The sequence below is a fragment of the Bacillus sp. FSL R9-9492 genome (assembly GCF_038007365.1).
In the GTDB taxonomy this organism is placed as follows: domain Bacteria; phylum Bacillota; class Bacilli; order Bacillales; family Bacillaceae_G; genus Bacillus_A; species Bacillus_A mycoides.
On the sequence record NZ_JBBOXC010000001.1, the window covers coordinates 4,408,815 to 4,421,084 of the forward strand.

The 12,270-nt window shown below is 35.6% G+C and carries 15 protein-coding genes; 2 read left to right on the forward strand and 13 right to left on the reverse strand.

Translation table 11 applies throughout. From position 1 onward, the window contains the following. Positions 1–43 precede the first annotated feature (43 nt). From MKY70_RS22615 to MKY70_RS22650, 8 genes are all read right to left on the reverse strand, one after another. Positions 44–793 (reverse strand): class I SAM-dependent DNA methyltransferase, encoded by a 750-nt coding sequence (locus MKY70_RS22615; protein ID WP_002088700.1) that lies wholly within the window; start codon positions 791–793, stop codon positions 44–46. Then, positions 790–1,146 (reverse strand): ribosome silencing factor, encoded by a 357-nt coding sequence (gene rsfS / locus MKY70_RS22620; RefSeq protein WP_000653209.1) that lies wholly within the window; start codon positions 1,144–1,146, stop codon positions 790–792. Before rsfS ends, MKY70_RS22615 begins: the two co-directional genes overlap by 4 nt. Beyond that, positions 1,143–1,712, reverse strand: coding sequence for a bis(5'-nucleosyl)-tetraphosphatase (symmetrical) YqeK (yqeK, locus tag MKY70_RS22625; protein WP_002143180.1), 570 nt, complete (start codon positions 1,710–1,712; stop codon positions 1,143–1,145). The genes rsfS and yqeK overlap by 4 nt, the downstream gene beginning before the upstream one ends. Then, positions 1,702–2,271: a nicotinate-nucleotide adenylyltransferase gene (locus MKY70_RS22630; protein WP_002067321.1), complete on the reverse strand. Its 570-nt coding sequence runs from the start codon at positions 2,269–2,271 to the stop codon at positions 1,702–1,704. The genes yqeK and MKY70_RS22630 overlap by 11 nt, the downstream gene beginning before the upstream one ends. 253 nt (positions 2,272–2,524) lie before the next feature. After that, entirely contained in the window at positions 2,525–2,818 is a 294-nt protein-coding gene (gene yhbY / locus MKY70_RS22635) for a ribosome assembly RNA-binding protein YhbY (RefSeq protein ID WP_002015220.1), read from the reverse strand. 4 nt (positions 2,819–2,822) lie between these two features. Next, entirely contained in the window at positions 2,823–3,656 is an 834-nt protein-coding gene (gene aroE / locus MKY70_RS22640; protein WP_088034225.1) for a shikimate dehydrogenase, read from the reverse strand. Between the two features lie 15 nt (positions 3,657–3,671). Beyond that, on the reverse strand, positions 3,672–4,778 hold the full coding sequence (gene yqeH / locus MKY70_RS22645; RefSeq protein WP_002015224.1) for a ribosome biogenesis GTPase YqeH: 1,107 nt from the start codon (positions 4,776–4,778) through the stop codon (positions 3,672–3,674). A 3-nt stretch (positions 4,779–4,781) separates the two neighbouring features. Next, a complete protein-coding gene (locus MKY70_RS22650) occupies positions 4,782–5,294 on the reverse strand; it encodes a YqeG family HAD IIIA-type phosphatase (RefSeq protein WP_002015225.1) in 513 nt (170 codons plus the stop codon). Positions 5,295–5,540: 246 nt separating this feature from the next. Between MKY70_RS22650 and MKY70_RS22655 the strand changes: the two genes are divergently transcribed. Next, entirely contained in the window at positions 5,541–5,696 is a 156-nt protein-coding gene (locus MKY70_RS22655; RefSeq protein WP_002015226.1) for a sporulation histidine kinase inhibitor Sda, read from the forward strand. Positions 5,697–5,848: 152 nt separating this feature from the next. Here the strand turns inward: MKY70_RS22655 and MKY70_RS22660 are convergent, their stop codons facing one another. The 3 genes from MKY70_RS22660 to MKY70_RS22670 all read right to left on the reverse strand — a co-directional run bounded on the left by MKY70_RS22660 (position 5,849) and on the right by MKY70_RS22670 (position 9,322). Beyond that, a complete protein-coding gene (locus MKY70_RS22660; RefSeq protein WP_088034224.1) occupies positions 5,849–6,637 on the reverse strand; it encodes a phosphatidylserine decarboxylase in 789 nt (262 codons plus the stop codon). Positions 6,638–6,928: 291 nt separating this feature from the next. Then, positions 6,929–7,642 (reverse strand): RNA polymerase sporulation sigma factor SigK, encoded by a 714-nt coding sequence (sigK, locus tag MKY70_RS22665; protein WP_000051382.1) that lies wholly within the window; start codon positions 7,640–7,642, stop codon positions 6,929–6,931. A 183-nt stretch (positions 7,643–7,825) separates the two neighbouring features. Then, positions 7,826–9,322, reverse strand: coding sequence for a YcdB/YcdC domain-containing protein (locus MKY70_RS22670; protein WP_016100600.1), 1,497 nt, complete (start codon positions 9,320–9,322; stop codon positions 7,826–7,828). Between the two features lie 304 nt (positions 9,323–9,626). Between MKY70_RS22670 and MKY70_RS22675 the strand changes: the two genes are divergently transcribed. Next, on the forward strand, positions 9,627–10,277 hold the full coding sequence (locus MKY70_RS22675) for a GTP pyrophosphokinase (protein WP_002015229.1): 651 nt from the start codon (positions 9,627–9,629) through the stop codon (positions 10,275–10,277). A 26-nt stretch (positions 10,278–10,303) separates the two neighbouring features. Here MKY70_RS22675 and MKY70_RS22680 read toward each other — a convergent pair whose 3' ends face one another. Both MKY70_RS22680 and MKY70_RS22685 read right to left on the reverse strand, forming a co-directional pair. Next, a complete protein-coding gene (locus MKY70_RS22680) occupies positions 10,304–10,768 on the reverse strand; it encodes a hypothetical protein (protein ID WP_088034223.1) in 465 nt (154 codons plus the stop codon). Positions 10,769–10,822: 54 nt separating this feature from the next. After that, entirely contained in the window at positions 10,823–12,208 is a 1,386-nt protein-coding gene (locus tag MKY70_RS22685; protein WP_002190719.1) for an alkaline phosphatase, read from the reverse strand. Positions 12,209–12,270: the final 62 nt, after the last annotated feature.

Consider the following 12,270-nt stretch of genomic DNA (forward strand, 5'->3'; position numbering starts at 1 on the left):
TCTTTTCTATAAAACAAAAGCAACCTTATCGGTTGCTTTTCTTTTATCCATTCTTCTTCGCCATAAAAAAGATGCGCTCTGTTTGTTCTGTCACTTCAATTCGTTCAAAGTCACCTGTGACGCGAAGCACTGTAAACCCAGCTTCTTCAAGCCATTTTGTTAACACTTCAACCGAATACGCACGTTGCACGTGACATTCGTCAAAACGATGATACACATCTTCTTCTGAATCTTGTACAAAGAATGTCAAATCATGTTCCACACTATCTGATTCTTCTCCAGGGAAGCAGTTCCAAATAAGTGATATTTCTTCGCCGTTCACTGTATATGTTTCATTTTGAAATACGTGATGTATTTTATATAAAGAGTGTACATCGAATAAAAACAAGCCATCCTGACGTAAATGGTGGAAAACTCTTCTAAATGTTTCTTGCACTCCATCTTCTTGCAATACGTAATTTAATGAGTCACAAAAGATTGTCACACAATCAAATTCACCAGGAACATCTAGCTCTCTCATGTCTTGTTGGTAAAAAGGAATAAAATAGCCTTCTCCCCCCAATTTTTGCTGCGCGACAGTTAACATTTCTTCCGAAAGATCTACACCAATTAAGTCATAACCTTTTCGCACAAGCGGAAGTGTTACGTTACCAGTTCCACATGCTACGTCAAGGATTCTTGCCTCTTTCATAGATGCCTGTTGTAAACTTTCCTCTGTGAATTCCACCCATTTATCATAAGGGACATCATTCATCAGTTCGTCATACAGCAAAGCAAATTGTTCGTATTTCATTGATCTAGCTCATCTGCAATATCTTCACGCGGCACATCGCCCCATAGACGCTCTAAATTATAGTGATTACGCTCATCTTTATGGAATACATGAGCAACCACATCACCAAGGTCTACTAAAACCCAACGTGCTTCATCAAAGCCTTCCATACGTTGTACGTTAATTTCGAACTCATGTGCCTTCGCTTTAATTTCACGTGCAATTGCTTGTACTTGCTTGTCTGAATTTCCGTGACAAATAATAAAATAGTCTGCAATCGGTGAAATACCTTGCATATTTAGTACAACCATATCTTCTGCTCTCTTATCATCAGCTGCTTTTGCCGCTAATACTAATAACTCTTTATCTTTCATTTATTAATTTCCTCCTTGATAACTTCATTGTATGTTTGGAATGTTAATGGATAAATCGTTTGATCTTTTTCCATTAAAAATTGAATTGTTCGCTTTAAAGCAAACAGTAAAGCTTGATTTATATCTTTATATGCGAGTTTCCTCGCTTCTTCCACACCAGGAAACTTACGTCCTGGTTCAATGTAATCTGCTACATAAATAACTTTATCTAACATTGTCATTTTTTCATGACCACTTGTATGATATGTAATAGCTTGTAGAATTTCAGGATCAGTAATGCCTACTTCTTTTTCTACTAAGTATGCCCCAACAGGTGCATGCCATAACTCTTTGTTATAGTGCAGTAGATCCTTTGGCAAAGCTTCTCTCTTAATAATCTCTTCCATTTCTGGAATCGCTCTACATTTTGCATAATCGTGAAATATAGCAGCCGTCTCTGCCTTTTTCTCATCTACACCATATAATCGGGCAAGTTCAATCGCTGTTTCCATTACACCAACCGTGTGTATATAACGTTTTTCATGCATTTGTTGTTTGACAATACTAAGTGCTTCCTCACGATTCATACAACCCATTCCTCTCGATATATACCTGTACTTTTTCGGGGAGTAAATATTTGCACGTTTTCTTCGTCATATATCTCTCACGTAACAGAGAAGAAGAAACTGCAAACTCCGGAATTTCCACTTTTACGATATCATAAGGCGTATGTAATGTATAACCTGGTCTTGCAACTCCAACGAAAGTCACAAGCTTAAGTAACTTTTCAATGTTATACCACTTCGGCAAATACTCAACCATGTCTCCGCCAATAATAAAGTGAAACTGCACATCCGGATACTTCTCCGTTAATTGTACCATAGTATCGTACGTATAAGATGGGCCTTCTCTGTCTAGCTCTTCTAAACAAATTGAAAAGTATGCTTCTTCCTCAATCGCTATTTGCAGCATGTTTAATCGACTTTTCACACTCGTAATGTTACGTCCTTGCTTGTGCGGTGGAATTTGATTCGGCAAAAACCATACCTCTTCCAACCCTAAAGCATGATACACTTCATTTGCAATTAACAAATGTCCATTATGAGGTGGATCAAACGTGCCACCAATAATGCCAATTTTTCTCAAAAGAAACGCCCCTTCCTTTTACATACAGCAACTCTCCCCATACAAATTCGAAGAGAGCCCACTGTTAATAAAAGTTCAATTAATTTCACTCTCTATCTATCAAGCGTCAATTATGGAAATAATATACGTGATTTTTATCCTGCTATTTGCCAACACCTCAAAAGTCACTGACAATAACTAGGTTAGATGGGAAATTAACTGCACACAAAAGCCTAATTGGTGAAGGCTAAAAAACGCAAATTAAAGTTTCAATTTATCGTGGAAGCTTAATCTGCTTATTTTCTCTTGATTCTTTGTATAAAACAATTGTGCTTCCGATTACTTGAACGATTTCAGCTCGTGCACCTTGTGCAAGCTCTTCTGCAACTTCACTACGATCAAATTCACAGTTTTGTAATACGCTCACTTTAAATAGTTCACGAACTTCTAATGCTTCTCCAATTTGTTTCACCATATTTTCATTCACGCCACCTTTTCCAACTTGAAAAATCGGTGTTAAATGATGTGCCTTTGCACGTAAAAATCTTTTTTGTTTTCCTGTTAACATATAATTAGCCTCCAAGCTCTCTCATTACTAATTGTTTCATTCTATCAATATTCGGCACACACCCTGTCCACATTTCAAATGCAAGTGCACCTTGATAAACGAACATATCGATTCCATTTTGAATTATTGCACCTTGTTCTTTCGCATCGCCTAAAATTTTCGTCTCAAATGGATTATAAATAATATCAGAAACAATCGTTCCTTGTTTCAATGAACGAATTTCCAGCGGCGTATACTCAACATGTGGATGCATACCTATCGTTGTTGTTTGGATGATAATATCATATTCCCCTTGATTTTCTGCTGCACATTCTAACGATAGAGCATGCGAATTAACATTTGCCATGCACCCAGAGATAAGGTTTTTCGCCTTATCTCTCGTACGATTAGCAATATCAATTTGTTTCACACCTACATCGGCAAGCGAGAAGTAAATAGCTCGGCTAGCACCACCTGCACCGATTAATAAAATACGTTTCTCTTGAAGTGGATCTTCACTAATTGACTGCAGGGCACGAACAAAACCAATTCCATCTGTATTATACCCAATCAATTTTCCATCTCGATGAACTACTGTATTTACCGCACCGATTTGCCTTGCTAACGGGGCAATCTCATCCAAGTACTCCATAATTGCAACTTTGTGCGGAGTCGTTACATTAAATCCTGAAATACCTAATGCTTTCAAACCTTTTACTGCTTCCCCTAGCGCTTCTTCTTCTACAAGAAACGCATGATAATGGGCATCCATATTCAAGTGTTCAAATGCATCGTTATGCATAACGGGTGATAATGAATGTCCAATTGGATTTCCGATTACACCATATAATTGTTTCATAAATCCCTCTCCATATTAAATTAAAGATTTACGTAATGAAACACTTACTCCTTTTGGTACATGAGCAACAATTTTCGCTCCTGATTCATTTACAGTAACCCAGCCCAATCCAGAGAATACAACATCCGTTTTCGGCTCACGAATATTAAATTCATATTTCACAAACTTAGGCATATTTTCTAATTCTTCTGGTGTCGGTGGATTCAATAATTCTCCAGCGTGTTTTTCGTACAATTCATCAGCCTTTTCAAGCTTTGTACGATGGATTGTTAAACGGTTTGAGAAATGACAAGTGAATGCACGACGGCCCCCACTTACATAATCAAATCGTGCTAATCCACCAAAGAATAATGTTTGTTCTTCATTTAATTGGAATACCATTGGCTTAACTTCTGTAGTCGGTGTAATAAGCTTTAAGCTTTGTTTCCCAACATAATGCGCCATTTGATGATGATTAATAATACCTGGTGTATCGTATAAAGATGACGTTTCGTCTAATGGGATATCAATTAAATCAAGCGTTGTTCCTGGGAAATGTGATGTTGTAATTACATTCTCAGTCTCATCACTAAACTCTTTAATCATACGATTAATAAATGTTGATTTACCAACATTCGTACATCCAACAACATAAACATCTTTACCTTCGCGGTAATGCTCAATTGCATCAGCAAGTTCAGCGATTCCTTGTCCTTTAGCTGCACTAATTAAAAAGACATCTTCTGGTTTTAAACCAAGTTGCTTTGCACTATAGCGCATCCAATGTTTTACTTTATCATGCTTAACTGACTTTGGAATTAAGTCAGCCTTATTCCCTACAAGTAATACTTTATTGTTCCCTACAAAACGATGTAAGCCCGGTAACCAGCTACCATTGAAATCGAAAATATCTACGATTTTAACCACTAGTGCGTCTGATTGTCCAATTCCGTTCAAAATACGAAGGAAATCATCATCTGTTAAAGATACATCTTGAATTTCGTTATAATGTTTCAAACGAAAACAACGTTGGCAAATTACTTGTTCTTTTTCTAAAGATGATACAGGAGCGTATCCTACTTCATTTTTATTTTCTGTTTGAATTTCTACACCGCAACCAATACATTTAATTGTTTCAGTCAAACTTTATTCCTCCCAGTTAATTAAGCCTTTTTTCTTCATGTTTCTCATAATTCTTCGTTCAATTTTCCGATTAAATCGTGTCACCAATCCGTCCGTTTGCGCTACCGGTACAACTAAAATTGTATGAAGTCCCACACGATTCCCGCCGAGCACATCCGTTAGTAACTGATCTCCAATTACTACAACTTCATCTGGCTGCAGGTGCATCTCATGTATCGCACGCTTAAATGCGCGAACAAACGGTTTGCGCGCACTATGAATAAACGGAATACCTAATGGGTCAGCGAAGTCTTTAACGCGTTGCTCGTTGTTATTTGAAACGACCGTTACTTGAATATCATTTTCTTTCATTTTCAAAAACCACTCTTCAAGCTGTGGCGTTGCGTTTGGACGATCCCATTCAATTAAAGTGTTATCTAAATCAGTAATAACTCCTTTAATTCCACGTTTTTTCAAATCTTCTGGTTGAATATGATATATATTTTTCACATATTCATTTGGTAAAAATAACTTCAATTTCTTTCACCTCTTTGAGGATTTTCCATAAAATTTTTCGACAACATTTTTCGATAGATAACCTGTGGATAAACTTGTACACACTTTCCACGTTAATTTTTCAGTCAATTTGGAATTTACTAACAATCTATTCACACTTTATCCACTGAGTTATGTGGATAACCTCTTGTTTGTGACTGTCATATTTTTTTGGTACATTAAATGCAACAACGAATCAATCCTTATATTATTAGGAGGTGACTCACCTTGAAAACAAAACATATGGAACAGTTATCTACTGATTTACTCACTGAGTCTTATTATAAAGCAAAAGAACTAAAATTAAATCCCGACTTCATTTTACTTATAAAACAAGAAATTATTAGACGCTCGTTAGAGGACAAGCTCGTCAAATCTTCTTGAGTACATATAGATTGCTGATTGACCTGTAAAAAGAGCCATCCTGCGATGGCTCTCGAATAAACAAGTACTCCCATCTAGGGGATTTCTTCATTAAGCATCTTTGTCCACATTTCTTAATTAGAGCTTCATAAGTATATTATAAAACCTTTTCTTTACTTATGAGATACTCGGGTTGCAATTTTTTCACCAAGACGCAGCTCTTGCCCACTTGTCAATTCCTGCACTGCTTTAATCATATCTTTTTCAAATAATAAAACAACTGTTGAGCCAAATGTAAAGTATGCCATCTCTTCACCTTTTTGAACAGTACTTCTTTCATGAAGGAGCTCGATACTATTAACAAACATAGCACCTACTTTTACAAGCGCCATATGTTCGCCTTCACTATTTACTTCTGTAACAGAGCGATAATTTTTTGACAATGGTTCTTTCCCATACTCCATACCCGCTGCATTTACCGGATATGATTTTCTACCGAGTACAAATCTTTCAGTCACAGAGCCAGAAAGCGGGCTATGAATACGATGATAATGACTTGGACTCAAATAAATCACCATATATGTACCGCCTGCATATCGCTTTGCACGCTCTTCATTACCTAGCATATCCACAATTGAATAACGCTTTCCTTTTATATCGAATGTTTTTGTATCCTCAATAGGACCTTGATCAGCAAAAACACCATCAACAGGACTAACGATACTCGATGCATCAGTATCAATACTACGCTTTCCTTCTTTTAGCCTACGTGTAAATAAATCATGCAATGTTCCATATTCCTTCAAACCCTTTTCCATCTCATCTTGATTAATTTGAAAAACTTTCACATACGATGGAATAATGATAGAGCTCAAACGAGATTGTGCAAATTTACGTAATATATAAGAAGTAAAACGACCATTTGTAAGTTCGATCATAAGTCGATATAATGTCCGTCGCAAATTACGAAACCTCCTAATCAGCCTATAACTTTAGTTTCCCCTTCTTTTCTCTCTATATCATATGTAAAATTGGTTCTTATTCCCACATATAGAATGGAGCCATCTCGTTATACACGAAGAAAAACTAAGTATAATTTTTATTCTTAAATTGTTTAGCACCTTCTAATATTACAGATAGAACCCGCCATTTTCAACAGTGAACATGTATTTCTTCTTAGAACAGCTCGTTTTCTTTCCGTTTTCCCGAAAGAAAAGCAGCCACTTTTAAAGTGTAGCTGCTTACAATACACATTATTCTTTTGCTTTTTTCTCTTTCTCAGCCCGCACAAATTCATGGAACATTTTCATTAAAGCACGCTTTTCAATTCGCGATACGTAGCTTCTTGAAATACCGAGTGCCTTCGCAATCTCCCTCTGTGTTTTCTCTTTATCAAGCCCAAGTCCAAAACGCTTCACAATTACTTCTTTCTCTCGTTCGTCCAAAATATCGATATACTCTTTAATTTTTTCTAACTCCATACTAAGCTGAATCATATCAATTACATCTTCAGATTCTGATTTTAATATATCAATAAGCGATATTTCATTACCCTCTTTATCTTGCCCAATCGGATCATGAAGTGAAACGTCTTTTTTCGTTTTCTTCAGCACACGTAAATGCATCAAAATTTCATTTTCGATACAGCGTGCTGCATATGTTGCAAGCTTAGTTCCTTTCCCTGCTGAATAGCTTTCAATCGCTTTAATAAGCCCAATGGTACCAATTGAAATTAAATCTTCTGCATCTTCACCAGTGTTTTCGAATTTCTTAACAATATGAGCTACAAGCCGTAAATTATGTTCAATTAAAAGATTTCTCGCTTGAGCATCACCTTGCTCCATTAACTCTAAGTACTTTCTCTCATCATCTGATGATAACGGCTGCGGGAACGCATTGTTCTTCACATAAGAAACAAATACAAACACTTCTCGAACCATATATCCAATTGCGGCGAATAGACTCAAACCTTTCACCTCCGCCAAAATAGTGGTCTTTACTATGTGTATGTGGGCATGAGGTTGTTTGTGTCTGTACGATGTAAATATGGAACTCTTAACTTAATGGCATTCTTAAACCACTCAACGCTAATCATTAAATTTTTCTATAAACATAGTAAAAGCCAATCGAAACGTATCGATTGGCTTTTACTAATATTCACTCCAAATTTTCTCTCCAGTATGCGCATCTATGTAACGAATTTTCCGACTACAATCGACGGATTCTTTATGATTTTCACTCCTCGTTTGTTTATACAGCAGTTTATATTTCATTTCCTCTGCATCATGATCTATACACCATTCTAATTTTACTCGAATGACCTCTTTATATATTTCTAACGCTTTTTCTTTTGTTACTTTTGGTGCTGTTTCATGTGCAAGTAACTCTTCTATTATATTGCTAGGTTTTCCCGAGTAATGCATCACAGCACCATTTTCTGTATTAATGTTGACCATGAATTCCCTATACTCTACCGGAATTTCATTCACATATACTGAAAAGACAAATCTTTCAATCCCTTCATCTTCGTCACGTTCATCCCAAAGGCGAAGATATTGTGTAACATCTGGAATAACATGTTCTAAAAATTGAAGTGCTTTTTGTAAACATTCCTCTCTAGACAGTATTTGTTTTACTTCTTTATCGTCTGCCAGTTTTATAAAACCAATTAATTCCTTGGTTGATTTATCAATCGTAATGCCAACTAAATTATTATATTTTAACATCGGTAAATGCTTTTTTAAAAATTCATTCATTAAATATGGATTCTTTTCTTCTTTCTGTTTTTGTAATTCCTCTTTCGAAACAAATTTCATCCTTATTCCATCTTCATTTTCTGTCTCAGCCACTTTTGTAAAACTTTCTTTATCCCAGTCAAATAAATCGAATATATCATCTTGTTGACTACCTTTTTTCGGTTTTTCAACAGCTACAGTTGGAGGCAATTTATAATGATCTGGGTCAAATAAATCTTTACCTGTACTTGCATCAATAAACGCATGACTAGGTTCTGGTTCATATACAAGATGATAGCCTTTTACTTCCTCACCATTTTCATATTTACATGAAGAATGTGTTAAATCCACAAATACAAGTCTCATATCTTGTCTAGCTCTCAAAGTTTCTAAAACGACGTTCTCCTCAACAATTTCAATTGGCCATAACGGTTTTTTCCCTATAGCTTTTTGTCCATTGTAATGAAAATGCACAACATTACCTGAAGGATGAATTCGCACAACACATCCTGTATTCGGCAATGGATATCCATTCACTTCCTGCATATAATTTATTTCTTTCCAACCACGCCAGTCATCCTTAACTGACACATATGTATAAAATTCTAATTCTTCTTCCACATATTTTTTTATAAATACATTTGCAATCTCTCTTGCCTTATTCTCCTCTATCACTTCTTTATCACTCGAAAAATAATTTTCATCATCTATCCTGAATTCGAATAAATTACCAGTATGCCTATTTAATGTAATTTGTATCTTTTTCTCCTCATCCTCTTTATGCCCCCACCATAATAGATGATACGGATCATCCACTCCTTCTTGATCATCTACAACAAGCCTATATTCATCTGGAATTTCAATAATGTGGGCCACTTGCTCTTTTCTTTTTTTATCTTTTGGATTCATCATACCCTCTCCTTTATTACAATTTAAGGTAATTATAACAAACAAAACCAAAAGCCATTAACAAAAAGACAAAAAACTGAAACAATTAGTTCATACGAATTTCACATGAATCTATTACTATAAGAATTGTACATAGTGAAATTACTAACAATGACATTTATTCATATATAATTTCATTTGAAAGGGGTTGAAAAGATGAAAACTAAATATCGCTTTATGATCTCATCATTTGCTGCTTGCGCCTACATGATTTGGTGTTTAGTATAATAACAACTTCACTTGTAAATAAGAAAAGGTGTGTATAGAAATGGAATATAACCAATCAACAGTTAACTACTGGAAAGCTTTTGTATTACCTTATACATTCGCTTTAGAAGAGTTAAAAACTAAATTTGAAATTATGAACCGGGAAGCTCAATTTTTAGAAGACTACAACCCGTTTGAACATATAAAAACAAGACTTAAACAACCCGAAAGTATCATTAGGAAGCTTGAGCGTAAAAACTTATCACCAACAGTTGAAAATGCTCAAACACAATTACAAGATATTATTGGCATCCGTATTACATGTTGCTTTGTAGAAGATATTTATCATTTAAAAGAAGTTATTGAAAATCGTGGAGACATGGAAATTGTAGAAGTAAAAGATTATATTGCTAATCCAAAAGGAAATGGCTATAAAAGTTTGCATATGATTATTAAATATCCATTGTCACTAAATTCTGGTACGAAAGATGTCTTTGCAGAAATTCAATTACGTACACTTGCCATGGACTTTTGGGCAAGTTTAGAACATAAACTTTACTACAAATATGAAGGAAATATACCTGACTATTTGAAAGATGAACTACATGACGCTGCTATGAAAGCTGAAGACCTCGATAATAAGATGGCAACAATCCGTCAAGATATTGATGACATTGAAGCATGTTCAAATCAAATTTTATTACCACTATAAAAAGGTTCTCTCCTATGAGAACCTTTTTATTTCTTCTCTATCGTACGAACCTCTTCAATCTTCCACCCTTCGTCTTCTTTTCCAAGTGCATACTGCGTTTTCTTTTGGAGAGTAACCCCTCCATCTACTTCTTTTTCCTCCGTTTCAACAATAACAAGCCCACCTTTAAGAGCTTTCATATTCATATGTTCCAATTCTAGTTTCTTATTTCCCTTTTGAAATGCCGCTTCCTTTTGTGTTTTTAAGTCTTCAGCACTAGGCATCTTCTTTGAAAATAACTCCATATGCTCAGCAAGATTTTTTTCATTCGTCGTCCGTACAAATGCCTCAATAACATCTTGAATGGATTTCTCTTCTTCTTTCGTTATATGTACCTTTCCCTCAGTTTTCCCAGCAGATTTTTGTTCTATATTATTCTCTTGAGATTGACAACCAACTAGCAATAATACGAATACTAGAAGGAATCTTAATTTCCCTAAAAAAACGCTCATCTTTCCATCTCCTAAAAAGAAAAGTGAGGCATTTCGCCTCACTTTCATTTATAATTAGCGTCTTCCTTTATTCGGATCGCCGCCGCCAACGATGTCAAAGACACGTTTAGCTATATTTGTATTCTCTTGAACGCCAGAGAATAAGTATTTACCTGGTCCGAATGCATATACGTTCACATCTTCACCTGTATGTCCACCCGTTGTCCAACCTGTAACCGAACGCTTATTGAAGATATCTTCAATTGCATTATCAATCTTTGTTACATCTTTTGATGGAGCTATATCATTTACAGCTTTAATTTCTTCTGGTGTTAATTGTAGATCAATATACTTTTTCAATGTTTCTTCTACATTTGCACCTTTTACAATCTCACTTGCCATAAAGTCTGGCGTACGTTTCGCAGCTTTAATCGGATCTACTTTAAAATTATACTCACCATTCGCACCTAAAGATAATCCGCCAGTAGAATGATCTGCAGTTGCAACAACTAATGTGTTCTTATCTTTTTTCGCAAACTCAATTGCTGCTTTAAACGCTTTTTCGAAGTCTTCCATTTCACTCATTGCACCGACAATATCATTATCATGTCCAGCCCAATCAATTTGACTACCTTCGACCATTAAGAAGAAACCGTCTTTATTTTTGTTCAAGCGCTCAATCGCTGCATTTGTCATCTCTTCTAATGAAGGTGTTTTGTCAGTACGGTCAATCATTTTGTCTAAACCACCTGGTGCAAATAAGCCAAGAACTTGATCGCTTTTATCATTTAATAATTGATTACGATCTGTTACATAACTATAACCAGACTTCTTAAATTCTTCTGTAAGATTGCGGTCTTTTCTAACAAAGTTCTTTACGCCCCCGCCAAGCATAACATCTATTTTATGCTTACCTTTAATTTTCTCATCAAAGTAATCATTTGCAATTGCGTCCATATTTTTACGACTAATATCATGTGCACCGAATGCAGCTGGTGTTGCATGCGTAATTTCAGAAGTTGCAACGAGTCCCGTTGACTTCCCTTTTTCTTTCGCTTGCTCCAATACTGTTTTCACTTCAGCTTTATCATTATCTACTGCAATAGCTGCGTTATATGTTTTTATACCTGCTGACATCGCAGTAGCTGCCGATGCAGAGTCTGTAATATTTTCATGTTCATCTTCTGGATATGTTTTTTGTGTTCCTACAAGATGCTTATCAAATTCTGTAGATTCCATCTCAAATGTTTTTGGATTATCTTTCATATAACGATGAGCTGTCATATATGAAGGCCCCATACCGTCCCCAATTAATACAATGACATTTTTAATTTTTGCATTGTTTCCGTTCTCATCTGCATTAACCTCACTAGAACGCGTAAAATTCCATGTTGCTACCGAAGTAACTGCTAACGACGCCACAACTGCAAATGGCCATGCTTTTTTCACAAACTTTTTCACTGTCTTGTCCCCCTAATTAGGTTATTCATTTCCCACTATCAAATTTAATAGAAGACTGTTAA